The organism is Curtobacterium sp. MCLR17_036 (assembly GCF_003234445.2).
Taxonomy (GTDB): domain Bacteria; phylum Actinomycetota; class Actinomycetes; order Actinomycetales; family Microbacteriaceae; genus Curtobacterium.
The window spans coordinates 1,579,814-1,595,504 of record NZ_CP126269.1 but is presented as its reverse complement, the minus strand read 5'-3'; the positions used below and the strand labels follow the sequence as shown (position 1 = coordinate 1,595,504).

16 protein-coding genes are annotated in these 15,691 nt (G+C 71.7%); 2 read left to right on the top strand and 14 right to left on the bottom strand.

All coding sequences use genetic code 11. The features are described from left to right. Positions 1–77 precede the first annotated feature (77 nt). From DEI99_RS07510 to hrcA, 10 genes are all read right to left on the bottom strand, one after another. A complete protein-coding gene (locus DEI99_RS07510) occupies positions 78–767 on the bottom strand; it encodes a response regulator (protein ID WP_111042783.1) in 690 nt (229 codons plus the stop codon). Further along, positions 764–2,101 (bottom strand): sensor histidine kinase, encoded by a 1,338-nt coding sequence (locus tag DEI99_RS07505; protein ID WP_146247184.1) that lies wholly within the window; start codon positions 2,099–2,101, stop codon positions 764–766. Before DEI99_RS07505 ends, DEI99_RS07510 begins: the two co-directional genes overlap by 4 nt. Next, on the bottom strand, positions 2,067–3,008 hold the full coding sequence (gene era / locus DEI99_RS07500) for a GTPase Era (protein WP_111042781.1): 942 nt from the start codon (positions 3,006–3,008) through the stop codon (positions 2,067–2,069). The genes DEI99_RS07505 and era overlap by 35 nt, the downstream gene beginning before the upstream one ends. Beyond that, a complete protein-coding gene (locus DEI99_RS07495) occupies positions 3,005–4,327 on the bottom strand; it encodes a hemolysin family protein (RefSeq protein WP_111042780.1) in 1,323 nt (440 codons plus the stop codon). Before DEI99_RS07495 ends, era begins: the two co-directional genes overlap by 4 nt. Before the next feature lie 3 nt (positions 4,328–4,330). Then, positions 4,331–4,792 (bottom strand): rRNA maturation RNase YbeY, encoded by a 462-nt coding sequence (ybeY, locus tag DEI99_RS07490; protein ID WP_071254672.1) that lies wholly within the window; start codon positions 4,790–4,792, stop codon positions 4,331–4,333. Beyond that, positions 4,789–5,850, bottom strand: a complete 1,062-nt coding sequence (locus tag DEI99_RS07485; RefSeq protein WP_258369593.1) for a PhoH family protein — start codon at positions 5,848–5,850, stop codon at positions 4,789–4,791. Before DEI99_RS07485 ends, ybeY begins: the two co-directional genes overlap by 4 nt. A gap of 70 nt (positions 5,851–5,920) precedes the next feature. Further along, complete coding sequence (locus DEI99_RS07480; protein ID WP_071254666.1) at positions 5,921–6,274, bottom strand: histidine triad nucleotide-binding protein; 354 nt, start codon at positions 6,272–6,274, stop codon at positions 5,921–5,923. Between the two features lie 40 nt (positions 6,275–6,314). Further along, on the bottom strand, positions 6,315–7,052 hold the full coding sequence (locus DEI99_RS07475) for a 16S rRNA (uracil(1498)-N(3))-methyltransferase (RefSeq protein ID WP_111042778.1): 738 nt from the start codon (positions 7,050–7,052) through the stop codon (positions 6,315–6,317). After that, the gene (dnaJ, locus tag DEI99_RS07470) at positions 7,052–8,167 is read right to left on the bottom strand and encodes a molecular chaperone DnaJ (protein WP_111042777.1); all 1,116 of its coding nucleotides are present in this window, start codon (positions 8,165–8,167) and stop codon (positions 7,052–7,054) included. Before dnaJ ends, DEI99_RS07475 begins: the two co-directional genes overlap by 1 nt. A gap of 129 nt (positions 8,168–8,296) precedes the next feature. Then, positions 8,297–9,313 (bottom strand): heat-inducible transcriptional repressor HrcA, encoded by a 1,017-nt coding sequence (hrcA, locus tag DEI99_RS07465; RefSeq protein ID WP_111042776.1) that lies wholly within the window; start codon positions 9,311–9,313, stop codon positions 8,297–8,299. A 106-nt stretch (positions 9,314–9,419) separates the two neighbouring features. On the opposite strand from hrcA, the gene DEI99_RS07460 reads away from it, so the two are divergent. Next, on the top strand, positions 9,420–9,809 hold the full coding sequence (locus DEI99_RS07460; RefSeq protein WP_258369590.1) for a DUF4870 domain-containing protein: 390 nt from the start codon (positions 9,420–9,422) through the stop codon (positions 9,807–9,809). Positions 9,810–9,813: 4 nt separating this feature from the next. On the opposite strand, the gene hemW is transcribed toward DEI99_RS07460, so the two are convergent. After that, a complete protein-coding gene (gene hemW, locus DEI99_RS07455) occupies positions 9,814–11,031 on the bottom strand; it encodes a radical SAM family heme chaperone HemW (RefSeq protein ID WP_111042775.1) in 1,218 nt (405 codons plus the stop codon). Positions 11,032–11,059: 28 nt separating this feature from the next. Here hemW and DEI99_RS07450 point away from each other — a divergent pair, with 28 nt between their 5' ends. Then, entirely contained in the window at positions 11,060–11,752 is a 693-nt protein-coding gene (locus tag DEI99_RS07450; protein WP_071254649.1) for an HAD family hydrolase, read from the top strand. A 24-nt stretch (positions 11,753–11,776) separates the two neighbouring features. Here DEI99_RS07450 and DEI99_RS07445 read toward each other — a convergent pair whose 3' ends face one another. The 3 genes from DEI99_RS07445 to DEI99_RS07435 all read right to left on the bottom strand — a co-directional run bounded on the left by DEI99_RS07445 (position 11,777) and on the right by DEI99_RS07435 (position 15,661). Continuing rightward, positions 11,777–12,424: a DUF1990 domain-containing protein gene (locus tag DEI99_RS07445; RefSeq protein WP_111042774.1), complete on the bottom strand. Its 648-nt coding sequence runs from the start codon at positions 12,422–12,424 to the stop codon at positions 11,777–11,779. A 67-nt stretch (positions 12,425–12,491) separates the two neighbouring features. Continuing rightward, a complete protein-coding gene (gene lepA / locus DEI99_RS07440; protein WP_111042773.1) occupies positions 12,492–14,339 on the bottom strand; it encodes a translation elongation factor 4 in 1,848 nt (615 codons plus the stop codon). A 155-nt stretch (positions 14,340–14,494) separates the two neighbouring features. Further along, complete coding sequence (locus DEI99_RS07435) at positions 14,495–15,661, bottom strand: pyridoxal phosphate-dependent aminotransferase (RefSeq protein ID WP_111042772.1); 1,167 nt, start codon at positions 15,659–15,661, stop codon at positions 14,495–14,497. Positions 15,662–15,691 lie beyond the last annotated feature (30 nt).

The window sequence follows — 15,691 nt, the reverse complement described above, 5'->3', positions numbered from 1 at the left end:
GCGTCCGTCGGGCGGCTCCTGTGGATCGTCCGCTCGGCTCCCCTGCCTGTGCAGGGGTCATCCGAGCGGATGACCCGTCAGTCGTTCTTCGCGACCAGCCCGTGCTCGTGCGCGAAGACGACGAGCCGCACCCGGTCCCGCAGCCCGAGCTTCGTGAGGACCCGCGAGATGTGGGTCTTCACGGTCGCCTCGCTGACGTACTCGTGCTGGGCGATCTCGCTGTTGCTGAAGCCGCGCGCGGCCAGGTCGAAGATCTCGCGCTCGCGGGGGGTGAGCTCCGCGAAGGCGGGGGGCACGGCGGCGGCCCGCTCGACCGAGTCGTCGTACCGCCGCAGCAGCTCACGCGTCGCCGAGGCCGCGAACACCGCGGTGCCGGCGTGCACGGTGCGGACGGCGGCGAGCAGGAACTCCGGGTCGGCGTCCTTGAGCACGAAGCCGCTCGCCCCGGCGCGGATGGCCTTGGCGGCGGCCTCGTCGAAGTCGAACGTCGTGAGCACGAGGACCTTCGCCCCGTCGGTGCCGGACTGCTCCACGATCCGTCCGGTCGCCGTGATGCCGTCCATGACGGGCATCCGGACGTCCATGAGCACGACGTCGGGCCGGGTGCGACGGACGAGCTCGACGCCCTCGGCACCGTCGCCGGCCTCGCCGACGAACTGCAGGTCGGGCTGCGAGTCGATGAGCATCCGGATGCCGGTGCGGAAGAGCGACTGGTCGTCGACGAGGGCGACGCGGATCCGCTGCTCGGACGGCGGGGTGGTGGTCATCGTGCGGTGCGCTCCTGCTCGGTCGGGGTGGTGCGGCCGCGGGGCATCTGCCCGCTGGCGGGGACTGCGGGCATGCGCACGGCGACCTCGAAGTCGTCGCCGCGGACCCCGGCGGTCATCGTGCCGCCGGTCATCGTGGCTCGTTCGCGCATGCCGACGAGCCCGTGACCGGTGCCGGGACCGCGGGTGCCGTCGTCGGCACGGCGGTTCACGACGGCGATCTCGACGGTGTCCGGGCGGTAGGTGAGCGACGCGTGGACGGGGCTGCCGGGCTCGCCGTGCTTGTAGGCGTTCGTCAGGCTCTCCTGCACGATCCGGTACACCGCCAGTTGCGTCGAGGTGGGCAGCCCGGACGGGTCGCCGTCACGGTCGACCCGCACGTCGAGCCCGAGCTCGCGCATCTCGCCGACGAGCCGGTCGATGTCGTCGATCTCCGGCGTCGGCGCCGTGCCCTGCTCGTGCCGCAGGGCCCCGAGCAGCTCGCGCACGTCGCCGAGCGCCCGCCGCGCCGTCGTCGAGATCGTGCCGAGGGCGGTGTCGGCGACCGCCGGGTCGGCCTTCAGCGCGTACCGGGCACCGTCGGCCTGGGCGATCACGACGGCGAGCGAGTGCGCCACGATGTCGTGCATGTCGCGGGCGATGCGGACGCGCTCCTGCTCGACGGCGACGGCGCGGTCGGCACGCGCGGCGTCGCGCTCCGCGAGCAGTTGGGCCTCGCGGCTCAGGCTCTCCACCCGGCGGGACCGCACGACCAGACCCGCGAGCCACGGCAGCAGCAGCAGGACCAGGACGACGGCGAAGTACGAGCCGGTCACGCGGAGCGACTCCTCGAGCGGCGTCGTCGCCGTCTCGATGCCGAGCCGCTGCTGGTAGTCGCCGATCCCGATGTACAGCGCGGCGGTCACCGATCCGCCGATCGCCGACACGAGCCCGGCGATCCGCACGCGCGCACTGCCGTAGGCGCTCGTCGCGTACATCACCCCGGCGATGAAGACGTTCGACACGTCCGGGTTCTGCCGGGTGACCATCTCGAACACCGCGACGACCCACGCGATGCTGAGCGCCAGCCCCGGCGCGAGTCGCCGCAGGGCGAGCGCCGCGGTCATGCCGACCACCGTGACGACGGTGAGCGGTCCGTCGGCGACCTGCCCGGACAGGAGCAGCACGAGCCCGCCGAGGACGACGGCCACCACCGCGTCGGTCAGGACCTGCGAACGGAGCATCGGGCGGAACACCCGTCCACGGTACGGTGCCCGCCCCGCCGCGGCGTCCGTCGCGGGGATGACCCGCTCGGGGCCGTCAGAAGCCGAGGCGTCCGAGCTGCTTCGGGTCACGCTGCCACTCCTTGGCCACCTTCACCCGGATGTTGAGGAACACGTGCCGGCCGCCGAGCAGCGACTCGATCTCGACCCGCGCACGCGTGCCGACGTCCTTCAGGCGTTCACCCTTCCGACCGATGACGATCGCCTTCTGGCTGTCCCGCTCGACGAACAGGTTCGCGAAGATGCGCAGCGGACCGTCCGGGTCGTCCTCGTCGTCGGGTTCGACGACGTCCTCGATGACGACGGCGAGCGAGTGCGGGAGTTCGTCGCGGACGCCCTCGAGCGCGGCCTCGCGGATGAGCTCGCCGATGCGCTCCTCGTCGGTCTCCTCGGTCACGGCCGACGAGTCGTACAGCTGCGGCGACTCGGGCAGCAACGAGGTGATCTCGCCGAGGAGGTCCTCGAGCTGCAGGCCCTTCGTGCCCGACGTCGGGATGATCGCGTCCCAGTCGCGCAGCTTCGAGACGGCGAGCAGCTGCTCGCCGACGCGGTCCTTCGCCGTGCGGTCGATCTTCGTCACGATCGCGATCTTCTTGGCGCGCGGGTACTGGTCGAGGGTGTCGTTGATGAACCGGTCGCCCGGGCCGATCGGCTCGTTCGCGGGGACGCAGAAGCCGATCACGTCGACGTCGCCGAGCGTGGACTGCACGAGGTCGTTGAGCCGCTCGCCGAGCAGCGTGCGCGGGCGGTGCACACCGGGGGTGTCGACGATGATGACCTGGCCGTCGGGCCGGTGCACGATGCCCCGGATCGCGCGCCGGGTGGTCTGCGGCTTCGACGAGGTGATCGCGACCTTCTCGCCGACCAGGGCGTTGGTCAGCGTGGACTTGCCGACGTTCGGGCGGCCGACGAAGGAGACGAAGCCGGCGCGGTACGGACGTGCCGGGCCGTCCTCGGTGGTGGACTCGGTGTCGCTCATGCGTGCGGGGTTCCCGTCGTGGAGTGTGCGGCGTCCTCGAAGGCGTCCTCGGCGCCGGCCAGGGCGTCGGTCCGCTCGGCGAGCACGGTGATCAGGTGTCGGCGCTTGCCCTCGACGCGGTCGGCGGTCAGGACGACGCCGGAGACGGTCACGGTGTCGCCGGCCGACGGCAGGTGCCCGAGCTCCTTCGTGAGCAGGCCGCCGGCGGTGTCGACGTCGTCGTCGTCGAGCTCGATGCCGAACAGGTCGCCGAGGTCGTCGATCGGCAGCCGGGCGGCGATGCGCCAGACGCCGGGCTCGACCTCGGTGCGGTCGACCACGGTGCGGTCGTACTCGTCCGAGATGTCGCCGACGAGTTCCTCGATGAGGTCCTCCATGGTGACCAGGCCGGCGACCCCGCCGTACTCGTCGACCACCAGGACCAGGTGGTTCTTCGCGACCTGCATGTGCCGCAGGGTGTCGTCGGCCGGCTTGGACTCCGGCACGAACTCGGCGGGTCGCAGCAGGGCCGTCACCGGCTCGGCGCCGGAACCGGGGCGCTCGTACAGCGCCCGCGACACGTCGCGCAGGTACAGCACGCCGAGCACGTCGTCGCTGTCCTTGCCCGTCACCGGCATCCGGGACACCCCGGCGGCCAGGAACTGCTCCATGCCCGCGGCGAGGGTATCGGCGCCGTCGACGGTGGTCATGTCGGTGCGGGGCACCATGACCTCGCGCACCAGGGTGTCGCTGAACTCGAACACCGAGTGGATGAGTTCGCGGTCCTCGTCCTCGAGCACGTTGCTCTCGGTGGCCTCGTCGACCAGGGAGAGCAGCTGTTCCTCGCTCGAGACCGTCGAGGCGCTGCGGCCACGGCCGGGCGTCACGCGGTCACCGATGCGGACGAGCAGCCCCGCGAGCGGACCGAGCACGATGCGGACGGCCCGGACGAGGCCGCCGGTCGTGCCGAGCAGGGCCTCGGCGTGCGCGCGGCCGACGCTGCGCGGGCTCGACCCGACGAGCACGAAGGACACCGCGGTCATCACGACGGCGGAGAGCACGAGGGCCACCCACCAGCTGTCGAAGGCCCGGACGAGCGCGATCGTGACGAGGACCGCCGCCGCGGTCTCGGCCAGGACCCGGAAGAAGTTCAGCGCGTTGACGTGCGCGCCGACGTCGTCGGCGATCGCCTCGAGAGCCCGACGGCGCTTGTTGCCGCGGGCGATCTCGTCGAGGTCGGCACGCGACACCACCGACAGGGCGGCGTCGCTCGCGGCCAGCAGCCCGCCGAGGACGACGAGCACCAGGGCCACCGCGAGGAGACCGGCGACGACGAGCACCGGTCACCGCCCCCGCTGCTGCGCGGCGTAGGCGGTGAGGATCTCGCCCTGCAGGCCGAACATCTCGGCTTTCTCGTCCGGCTCGGCGTGATCGAAGCCGAGCAGGTGCAGGATCCCGTGGCAGGTGAGCAGCAGCATCTCGTCGGTCGTCGAGTGGCCGGCGGTCTTCGCCTGCTCCTCGGCGACCTGCGGGCAGAGCACGATGTCGCCGAGCAGCCCGGCCGGGGTCGGGTCGTCCTCGGTGCCCGGTCGGAGCTCGTCCATCGGGAAGCTCAGGACGTCGGTCGGGCCGGGCTCGTCCATCCACCGCACATGGAGCTGCTCCATCGCGCCCTCGTCGACCAGCACGACGGCGAGCTCCGCGTCGGCGTGGACGTGCAGCGCGTCCAGGGCGAAGGCGGCGAGGCGCTGGATCGCGGCCTCGTCCACCTGGACCCCGGACTCGTTGTTGAGCTCGATGCTCACCGGTTGTCTCCTCTGGCGTCGTTCTGGGGGTACGGGGACCGCTGGCGGTCCTGCGGGGGCCGGCCGCGGCGTTCGGCGCGGTTCGCCCCGTCGGGGTTGCCCGTGGGGGCGGTGCCGCGGCCGCCGGGGCGGTGCCCGGCCTGCTCGGCGAGGCGTTCCTCGTCGTAGACGGTGTAGGCGTCGACGATCCGGCCGACCAGTGTGTGGCGGACGACGTCCTCGCTGCCGAGACGGGCGAAGTGGATGTCCTCCACCGACTCGAGGATCCGGGTGACGAGCCGCAGGCCGGAGACGTTGCCGGGCAGGTCGACCTGGGTGATGTCGCCCGTGACGACCATCTTCGAGCCGAACCCGAGCCGCGTCAGGAACATCTTCATCTGCTCGGGCGTGGTGTTCTGCGCCTCGTCGAGGACGACGAACGAGTCGTTCAGCGTGCGCCCACGCATGTACGCGAGCGGGGCGACCTCGACCGTGCCCGCCGCGAGCAGCTTCGGCACGAGCTCCGGGTCCATCATCTCGTTGAGGGCGTCGTAGAGCGGCCGGAGGTACGGGTCGATCTTGTCGGTGAGCGTGCCGGGCAGGAAGCCGAGCCGTTCACCGGCCTCGACCGCGGGACGCGTGAGGATGATCCGGGTGACCTCGCGCCGCTGGAGCGCCTGCACGGCCTTCGCCATCGCCAGGTAGGTCTTGCCGGTACCGGCCGGCCCGATGCCGAAGGTGATGGTGTGCTCGTCGATCGCGTCGACGTAGGCGCGCTGCCCGTCCGTCTTCGGGCGGACGGACTTGCCGCGGCTCGACACGATCGGCGTGCCGAAGGTGTCGGACGGCTTGCGGTCGTCGTCGAGGATGCGCGCGGAGGTCGGGATGTCGGCCGGACCGATGTCCTGCCCGCGGCGGACCATGCCGACGAGCTCGTCGACGAGGGCCCGGGCGCGGGCGACCGCGCGCTCGGGACCGGTGAGCGTGACCTCGTTGCCACGCACCACCACCCGCACGTCCGGGTACTGGCGTTCGACGGTCTTCAGGAGCCGGTCCTGTGGGCCGAGCAGCTGGACCATGGCGATGCCGTCGACCTGCAGGGCGTCGGAGACGTCCGCTTCGACGGCGGGGGTGGGCTGTGCGACTTCGTCAGCTGGCAAGGGTGCCTTCCTGCAGTTCACCTGCGAGTACGTGCGCGTGCACGTGGAACACGGTCTGACCGGCGGCTTCGCCGGTGTTGAAGACGAGTCGGAACTGGCCGTCGGCGCGCTCGTCGGCGATGCGCTGCGCGGTGGCGACCACGTGGGCGAGGAGGTCGGGGTCGCCGGCGGCGAGTTCGGCGACGTTCGCGTACTGCTCGGTCTTGGGGACGACGAGCACGTGGACGGGGGCCTTCGGCGCGATGTCCTCGATCGCGATCACGCGGTCGTCCTCGGCGACGACGGTCGCCGGGATCTCGCGCGCGATGATCTTCGAGAAGACGCTGGGCGTGCTGGTGCTCATGACTCCATCGTAGGACGCACGGCTGACCTCGGGTCTTCCCTCACCAGCGGCCGAGCCGGGCCTGCAGGACGGCGAGGGCCGCGGGACCCGCGGTCGACGTCCGGAGCACGGTGTCGCCGAGCCGCACCCGCACCGCGCCGGCGGCCTCGAGCCGGTCGAACTCGGCACCGTCGATGCCCCCTTCGGGGCCGACGACGAGCACGATCTCGTCGACGTCGTCCGGCAGTTCCCACCCGGCGAGACGGACGTCGCCGACCGGGTCGAGCACGAGCACCGCCCGGCCGGTGCCGATCGAGCCCGCCAGCTGCGCGGTCGTCACCGGGTCCTCGACGACGGGGACCCGCGACCGGATCGCCTGCTTCGAGGCCTCCTGCGCAATCGCGGCCCAGCGGGCCCGGCCCTTCTCGACCTTGGCGCCCTCCCAGCGGGAGACGCTGCGGGCCGCCGACCACGGCACGACCCGGTCGACGCCGATCTCCGTCGCGGCCTGCACCGCCATCTCGTCGCGCCCGCCCTTCGCCAGTGCCTGCACGAGCGTCAGGGACGGGCGCGGTGCCGGCTCGACGGCGACCGTCGCCACGGACAGCACCAGCGCGTCGCGCCCGACCGACTCGACCGCACCCGTCACCACCGTGCCCCGCCCGTCGCCGAGGCGCAGGGCCTCACCGACGCGGACGCGGGCCACCGACACGGCGTGCCGGCCCTCGGCCCCGTCGAGGGACACCTGGTCCCCGGCGGCGACACCGTCGAGCGTCTCGACCAGGTAGAGCGACGCCATCAGTGGTTGAAGAACCGGTCGCGGAGCTTGCCGAACATGCCCTGCTGGAACCGGGCGAGCTGCGGCGCCGACGCCTTGTGCGACTTCGCGAGCTGCTCGACGAGCTGCCGTTCCTTGTGCGACAGCTTGGTCGGGGTCACGACCTGCACGCCGACCCGGAGGTCGCCGCGGCCGCTGCCCCGGAGCTTCGTGATGCCGCGGTCCTTGATGACCAGGACGTCGGCGCTCTGCACACCCGGTCGGATCTCGAGCTCGACCGGACCGTCCAGGCCGTCGATGGTCGTCGTCGTGCCGAGCACGGCGTCGGTCATCGCGACCTCGAGCGTGGCGAGCAGGTCGTCGCCGTCGCGGCTGAAGACGTCGTCGTGCCGGACGCGGACCTCGAGGTAGAGGTCACCGGCGGGACCGCCGGCCGGGCCGACCTCGCCCTGGCCCGGCATCTGCAGGCGCAGACCGGAGTCGACGCCGGCGGGGATGTCCACCGGGACCGTGCGGCGGGCGCGGACGCGACCCTGTCCCTGGCACGTCGGGCAGGGGCTCGGGATGACCGTGCCGTAGCCGCGGCAGGTGCCGCAGGGCGCGCTCGTGACGACGTTGCCGAGGAGCGAGCGGACCTGGCGCTGGATGTGCCCGGAGCCGCCGCAGATGTCGCACGTGCGGGGGCTGGTGCCCGGCGCGCAGCAGGACCCGTGGCAGGTCTCGCACAGCACGGCCGTGTCGACCTCGACGTCCTTGTGGGTGCCGAAGACGACCTCGTCGAGGTCGACGTCGAGGCGGAGCAGGGCGTCCTGCCCGCGCTCGGCCCGGCTGCGGGGTCCGCCGCCGCGGCCGCCGCCCCCACCGCCGCCGCCGAAGAAGGCGTCGAAGATGTCACTGAACCCGCCGGCGCCGCCGCCGAAGGGGCTGTCGCCCTGCGGGCCCGCGTCGTACCGGCGCCGCTGCTCCGGGTCGCTCAGCACGTCGTACGCGTGCGTCACGTCCTTGAAGCGCTCGGCGGCGTCGGGTGACGGGTTCACGTCCGGGTGCAGCTCACGCGCCAGGCGGCGGTAGGCCTTCTTGATGTCGGCATCGGAGGCGTCCTGCTGGACGCCGAGGACGTCGTAGTGGTCTGCCACGTATCCCTCAGTCGGTTTCGTTCGGTCGGTCCGGAGCGGCGGTCGCCGCGGTCCGGGTGGTCGTCGGTCGGCCGGGAGGCCCGGGTCGACCCGCGTGGGTCGGCCCGCCCCGGCGGGTGGGGCGGTCCGTCAATGTTCGCCCAGGAGCTTGGACAGGTACCGAGCGACGGCGCGCACGGCAGCCATGTTCGTGCCGTAGTCCATCCGGGTCGGGCCGAGCACGCCGAGTCGCGCGAGCTCCCCGCCGGCCAGGTAGCCCCCGGCGACGATGCTCGTCGCGTCGAGCCCGTACTCGGCGTTCTCGACGCCGATGCGCGCGGCCACGCCGTCGTCGATCTGCATCTCGCCGAACAGCCGGAGCAGGGTCACCTGTTCCTCGATCGCCTCGAGCACGGGGAAGAGCCCGCCGGAGAAGTCCTGCTCGCTCTTCGCCAGGTTCGCCGCGCCGGCCATCACCAGGCGGTCCTGCCGGTTGGCCGCCACCTGCTCGATGAGGGTCGCGACGACCACCCCGGCGAGGGTCTGGGCGTCCGGACGGATCTGCTGCGGCACAGCGCGGAGCGCCGTCGCGACGTCCTGCAGCAGCAGGCCCACGGTCGCGCCGTTGAGCACCGTGCGGAGTTCGGTGAGTGCCGATTCGTCGAGGGCGACGTCGGTCTCGACGACGCGCTGCTCGACCCGTGCGGTGTCGGTGATGAGCACCACCATCAGGCGGGTGTCACCGAGGCGCACGAGCTCGACGTGCTGCACCCGCGCCCGCACCATCGACGGGTACTGCACGAGTGCGACCTGGTTCGTGAGCTGGCTGAGCAGCCGGACCGTGCGGCCGAGGACCTCGTCGAGGTCGTTCGGGGCCCCGAGGAACGTCTCGATCGCGTGCCGCTGCGCGCTGGTCAGCGGGCGCGCTGCCGCCAGGTGGTCGACGAACACCCGGTACCCCTTGTCCGTCGGCACACGACCCGACGAGGTGTGCGGCGCGACGATGAGCTGTTCGTCCTCGAGCAGGGCCATGTCGTTCCGGATCGTGGCGGCGCTGACGCCGAAGGCGTGCCGCTCGACGATCGTCTTCGACCCCACGGGCTCGCGCGATGCCACGTAGTCGCGCACGATCGCCTTCAGGACCTCGAGGCTGCGTTCACTGACCACGCGCGCGCTCCTTCCGGACTGATCTGGCACTCGGACGTGTCGACTGCTGATCCTACGCCCGACCACCGTCCGGCCGGGACCCCGCGGCGGTCGGTACGCTGCGGGCATGACCTACGGACAGCAGCCCGGCGGCCCCGAGTTCCCTCCCGGCTACCGGCTCCCGGAACCGATGCGCCCCGAGGACCAGCGCCTCTGGGCCACGTTGACCCACGTCGGCGCGATCTTCTCGAACTTCATCGTCCCGCTGGTGGCCTACCTGGTGCTGCGGGACCGCGGCCGGTTCGTGCGGGAGCACACCCGGAACGCCCTGAACTTCCACATCACGATGGGCATCGCGTACCTGGTGTCGAGCATCCTCGTCATCGTGCTCATCGGCCTGGTGCTGCTGCCGATCGTCGCCGTCGTGACGATCGTGTTCAGCATCATCGCCGCGATCGCCGCGAACCAGGGGCAGTTCTACCGCTACCCGCTCGCAATCGAGTTCATCAAGGAGTAGCGGCTCAGTCGAGCAGCTCGCGCACCACGGCGTCCGCGAGCAGGCGACCCTGCAGGGTCAGGTCGATGCGTCCCCGCACCGCGGCCGACCCGTCCACCAGCCCGCGCGCGATGAGGCCGGCGACCCGGCCACGGGCCTCCTGGCGGATCTCGCTCGTCGCGAGCTCCCCACGGACCCGCGCCGCGAGCAGCAGGCGCTCGACGTACCGCGTCTCGGCGTCGATGGTCTCGCGGCCGGCGGCCGGCGACTCCCCCGACAGCACCCGGTTCGCGTACGCGGCCGGGTGCTTGACGTTCCACCAGCGCGTGCCGGCGACGGCCGAGTGTGCGCCGGGTCCGACGCCCCACCAGTCGTGGCCCTTCCAGTACGACAGGTTGTGCCGACTGGCGTGCGCGTCGCCGCGGGACCAGTTCGAGACCTCGTACCAGGAGTAGCCGGCGTCGCCGAGCACCTGGTCGGCCAGTTCGTACATGTCGGCGGCGAGGTCGTCGTCGGGCGCGGGCAGGTCGCCACGGGCCACCATCCGGCCCATCGCGGTGCCGTCCTCGACGATGAGCGAGTACGCCGACACGTGGTCCGGCTCGCAGGCGATCGCGGCGTCGAGCGACGTGCGCCAGTCCTGCAGCGACTCCCCCGGGGTCGAGTAGATGAGGTCCAGTGAGACGTCGAGGCCCTGCTGCTTCGCGAGGTCGACGACGACGGGGACCCGGAGCGGGTCGTGCGTACGGTCGAGGGTCGCGAGCACGTGCGGCACCGCCGACTGCATGCCGTAGCTGATCCGGTTGAAGCCGCCGGCCCGCAGCGTCTCGAGCGACGCGGCGTCGACGGAGTCGGGGTTCGCCTCGGTGGTGACCTCGGCCCCGGGCACGATGCCCCAGGTGTCGTCGATCGCACGGAGGATCATCGCCAGGTCGGACGCCGGCAGCATCGTCGGGGTGCCGCCACCGAAGAACACGGTCGACACCGGGCGACGCGGCACACCGGAGCGGTCGAGCACGGTCGCGGCCCACTCGATCTCGCGCACCGCGTGCCCGGCGTAGTCGTCACGCCGCACGCCGCGCAGCTCCGACGCCGTGTACGTGTTGAAGTCGCAGTACCCGCAGCGGACCCGGCAGAACGGCACGTGCACGTAGACGCCGAAGGGCACGTCCCCGGCGTCGGCACCGGGTGTGATCAGGCCGTCCGACGGCGCAGGATCGGCGATCGGCAGAGCACTCGGCATGCCGTCCATTCTCCGCCATGATGGAGGGATGGAGCACCACCCCGTCCCCACCACGGTGCTGTGGGACATCGACGGCACCCTCGTGATGAACGCCTCGTCGCCGGGCAACCTGTACCACCTGGCGCTCGAGCGTGCGGTCGGCCGCGACCTCACGCTGCGGGTCGGCCACCAGCACGGGCGCACCGACGCCGGGCTGATCGCCGAGCACGTCCGCGCCCACGACCTCGAGGACTCGCTCATCCCCGCCGTCGGACGGCACCTGCACGACCTCACCGCCGAACGGCACGCGTCCGGAGACCACCGCGACCCCGTCCCCGGCGCGAAGGCGCTGCTCGACCGGTTCGCCGCACTCGGTTGGCGGAACGGGCTGCTCACGGGCAACTCCGAGTACCGCGCGCGGGTCAAGCTCACCGGTGCCGGGTTCGACCCCGCCGTCTTCGACTGGGACCACTCCTACTTCGGCGACACCGAGGTGGAGCGCTCGGACGTCACCCTGCGGGCCGCCGCGGAACTCGCCGGCACCCGCGCCGTCATCGTCGGGGACACGCCGCGCGACGGCGAGGCCGCCGACGCAGCCGGCATCCCGTTCCTGGCGGTCGCCACCGGGGTCTACGACGTGGACGCACTCCGGGCGACGAACGCCGTCACCGTCGCGCGCGACTGCCGGTCGGACGCGTCCCTCATCGAGGACGCGATCGCAGCGCTGCCGCCGCTGCGCTGACGCGAGACACCGTGCCCGGCGGGGTCAGTCCCCGCGCAGGGCCGCCAGGTACTGCTCCGCCATGACCTTCTGCTGCCGCCGTACGAACGGGGCGACGAACCGCCACTTCGCGCTCGACGGCTGCGAGAACTGCCGGATCTGCAACCACACCGAGCCGTCCGGGGTCCGTTCGACGACGAACGACTCCTCGCCGGACAGCGGGTGCCCCTCGAGCGTGCCGTAGGCGAAGCCCTTGCGGTCACGCTCGTCGATGATCGCGACGACGCGCACCGGGGCCAACACCGTCTGCCCGAAGGCATGCATGGTCAGGGTGGCACTCGTGCCCGCGGTCAGGAGCGGGGTGCCGTCCGGCGCGAACTTCTCGACCCGCGGGGTGCCGATCGACGCGGGCGCGATCGGGACACCGTCGTCGTCGAAGGTCACCGGGTTGTACCGGACCTCGTCGTCGTCGGGCTGGTCGTCCACCTGGACGCGGATGCCGCTGCGCTCCTGGATCTGCCACGTCAGCGCCTGCACCACGGCGGTCTCGAAGCGCTGGTCGCCGTGGCCGATCCGGGCCCGTGACTCGGACGGCGTGAAGCCGTCCGGCGGGTACGTCATGAGGTCCGACGCCTGGGTCGCCCCCACCGCGCCGTACGTCAGGGCGGTCCGGTAGCTCCCGCGGGTACTCATGCCGCCATGCTACCGGGAGCGGCCGGTGCACCGGCCCGCGCGGTGCGGACCGACACGACGCGCCCCGCTACTTCTTCTTCTCCTCGACGTCCCCCGAGAGGGCGGCGATGAAGGCCTCTTGCGGGACCTCGACCCGGCCGACCATCTTCATGCGCTTCTTGCCCTCCTTCTGCTTCTCGAGGAGCTTGCGCTTGCGGGTGATGTCACCGCCGTAGCACTTCGCCAGGACGTCCTTGCGCATGGCACGGATGCTCTCGCGGGCGATGATCCGGGCGCCGATGGCTGCCTGGATCGGCACCTCGAACTGCTGGCGCGGGATGAGCTTGCGGAGCCGCTCGGTCATGAGCGTGCCGTAGGCGTACGCCTTGTCGCGGTGCACGATCGCGCTGAACGCGTCGACCTGGTCACCCTGCAGCAGGATGTCGACCTTGACGAGGTCGGCCGCCTGGTCGCCGGTCGGCTCGTAGTCGAGCGAGGCGTAGCCCTGCGTCTTGCTCTTCAACTGGTCGAAGAAGTCGAAGACGATCTCGCCGAGGGGCATCTCGTAGCGGATCTCGACGCGTTCCTCGCCGAGGTACTCCATGCCGAGCATGCTGCCGCGACGCGACTGGCACAGCTCCATGATCGCGCCGACGTAGTCCTTCGGCGCGAGGATCGCGGCGCGGACCATCGGCTCGCGCACCTCGACGATGCGGCCGCCCGGGAACTCGGAGGGGTTCGTGACCTCGGTGACGGTGTTGTCCTCGTTGGTGACCTCGTACACCACGCTCGGGGCGGTGGTGATGAGGTCGAGACCGAACTCGCGCGAGAGCCGCTCGGTGATGATCTCGAGGTGGAGCAGCCCGAGGAACCCGCAGCGGAACCCGAACCCGAGCGCCACCGACGTCTCCGGCTCGTAGACCAGGGCGGCGTCGGACAGCTTCAGCTTGTCGAGCGCTTCGCGGAGGTCCGGGTAGTCCGACCCGTCGATCGGGTACAGGCCCGAGAACACCATCGGCTTCGGGTCCGTGTAGCCCGGCAGTGCCTCGGTCGCGGGCTTCTGCGCCGTCGTGACGGTGTCGCCGACCTTCGACTGGCGGACGTCCTTCACGCCGGTGATCAGGTACCCGACCTCGCCGACGCTGAGGCCCTTGGTCGGCTTCGGCTCGGGCGAGGAGACGCCGATCTCGAGGATCTCGTGCGTCGACTTCGTCGACATCATCTGGACCTTCTCGCGCGGCTTGATCGACCCGTCGATCATGCGCACGTAGGTCACCACGCCGCGGTAGCTGTCGTAGACCGAGTCGAAGATCATCGCGCGCGGGGCCGCCTCGACGTCGCCGACCGGAGCGGGCACACGCTGCACCACCCGGTCGAGGAGCTCGGGCACGCCGACGCCGGTCTTGCCGGACACGCGGAGGACGTCCTCCGGCTTGCCGCCGATGAGCTGCGCGAGCTCGGCGGCGTACTTGTCCGGGTCGGCCGCGGGCAGGTCGATCTTGTTGAGGACCGGGATGATCTCGAGGTCGTTCTCGAGCGCCAGGTACAGGTTCGCGAGCGTCTGCGCCTCGATCCCCTGGGCGGCGTCGACGAGCAGGATCGCACCCTCGCACGCCGCCAGGGAGCGCGAGACCTCGTACGAGAAGTCGACGTGGCCCGGCGTGTCGATCATGTTCAGCGCGAAGGTCTCACCGTCGAGCTCCCACGGCATGCGGACGGCCTGCGACTTGATCGTGATGCCGCGCTCACGCTCGATGTCCATGCGGTCGAGGTACTGCGCGCGCATCGCGCGGTCCTCGACGATGCCCGTGATCGAGAGCATGCGGTCGGCCAGCGTGGACTTGCCGTGGTCGATGTGCGCGATGATGCAGAAGTTGCGGATCGCGTCGGCCGGGGTCGCGGCGGGCTCGAGCGGAGCGGATGCTTGTGGGCTCACGGTTCCTCAGGTGGGTCGGACGGTCGAACGATTGTCCCACGGTTGCGCGCCGACGCGCGCACCCGCGGCCGACCTGTGGAGACCGGTCACCGCCCTGGACGCGGTGCGGGGCGGACGGGAGGCACGGGGCGGGCCCGCACCGTGCCTCCCGTCCGTCAGACGGTCGCGCCGACCGGCGCGGGCAGTGCGCCCAGGCCGCGCCGCAGGTCGTCCGGGGTGGCCGCCAGGCAGACGCGGATCCAGCCCTCGCCGGTCCGGCCGAAGGCGCTGCCGGGGGCGACCGCGACCCGTTCCCGCTGCAGGAAGCCGAGCGCCCACTCGGCGACGTCGCCCTCGGAGGCGTGCGACACGTCCACCCACAGGTAGAAGGCGCCGCGCGGGTCGAGGTACCGGATGCCGGCGGCGTCGAGCGTCTGCTTCGCGACCTCGAGGTTGGCGCGGTAGTGCTCGCGGGCGTCGCGCACCGCGGAGTGGTCCCCCACGATCGCCGCGAGGGCCGCGTACTGGTCGGGCTCGGCGACGCAGCTGATCATCGCCTCCTGCGTGGTGCGCATCGTCGGACCGAGGCCCTTCGGGGTCACGAGGTAGCCGACGCGCACGCCGGTCATCGCGTACGTCTTGCTGAGCGAGAAGGCGGAGAAGACCCGGTCGTCCTCGTCGAGGGCGGCCAGGCTGACGTGCCGGGTGCCGTAGGTGAAGTACTCGTAGACCTCGTCGCTGATCACCCAGAGGTCGTGCCGCTTCGCGAAGGCGAGCAGCGCACGCAGCGTGTCCTCGCCGAAGACCGAGCCGAGCGGGTTCGACGGCGAGTTCACGACGAGGACCCGGGTGCGTTCGGTGACGCTCGCCTCGAGGGCCTCGAGGTCGGGCTCGAAGCCGTGCTGCGGTTCGAGCCGGTACGGCACCGGGGTCGCGCCGAGGATGTGCGCGTTCATCGTGAAGGTCGTGTAACCGGGGTCGGGCACCAGGACCTCGTCGCCCGGGCTGAGCGTCAGCGTCATCGCCTGGAACAGCGCCTGCGTCGCCCCGATCGTCATCCAGATCTGCTCGAGGTCGACCTCGATCCGGTTCTCCCGCCGGAGCTTGTCGCGGAGGGCCGACCGGAGTGGCGCGATCCCACCGTTCGGCGTGTAGTCCGTGCGGTCCTCGGTCCAGGCACGCCGGGCCGCTTCGCCGATGTGCGGCGCGACCGGCACGTCGGGCTCGCCGATGACGAGCATCGTCACGTCGGTACCGCCGGACTGCAGCAGGGCAGCCTGCTCGAAGACCCTCCGGATGCCGGAGGCGGGCACGGTGTCGATCCGAGGTGCGAGGGATGGCATGTCCGTCACCGTAGCCCGTCGTTGTTGCCG

What these genes read in the sequence shown, in the direction of transcription:
- DEI99_RS07510 (WP_111042783.1), bottom strand. Translation starts at nt 767, where the DNA reads ATGACCACCACCCCGCCGTCCGAGCAGCGGATCCGCGTCGCCCTCGTC.
- era (WP_111042781.1), bottom strand. Translation starts at nt 3,008, where the DNA reads ATGAGCGACACCGAGTCCACCACCGAGGACGGCCCGGCACGTCCGTAC.
- DEI99_RS07485 (WP_258369593.1), bottom strand. Translation starts at nt 5,850, where the DNA reads ATGGTCCAGCTGCTCGGCCCACAGGACCGGCTCCTGAAGACCGTCGAA.
- DEI99_RS07480 (WP_071254666.1), bottom strand. Translation starts at nt 6,274, where the DNA reads ATGAGCACCAGCACGCCCAGCGTCTTCTCGAAGATCATCGCGCGCGAG.
- DEI99_RS07475 (WP_111042778.1), bottom strand. Translation starts at nt 7,052, where the DNA reads ATGGCGTCGCTCTACCTGGTCGAGACGCTCGACGGTGTCGCCGCCGGG.
- DEI99_RS07460 (WP_258369590.1), top strand. Translation starts at nt 9,420, where the DNA reads ATGACCTACGGACAGCAGCCCGGCGGCCCCGAGTTCCCTCCCGGCTAC.
- hemW (WP_111042775.1), bottom strand. Translation starts at nt 11,031, where the DNA reads ATGCCGAGTGCTCTGCCGATCGCCGATCCTGCGCCGTCGGACGGCCTG.
- DEI99_RS07450 (WP_071254649.1), top strand. Translation starts at nt 11,060, where the DNA reads ATGGAGCACCACCCCGTCCCCACCACGGTGCTGTGGGACATCGACGGC.
- DEI99_RS07445 (WP_111042774.1), bottom strand. Translation starts at nt 12,424, where the DNA reads ATGAGTACCCGCGGGAGCTACCGGACCGCCCTGACGTACGGCGCGGTG.
- DEI99_RS07435 (WP_111042772.1), bottom strand. Translation starts at nt 15,661, where the DNA reads ATGCCATCCCTCGCACCTCGGATCGACACCGTGCCCGCCTCCGGCATC.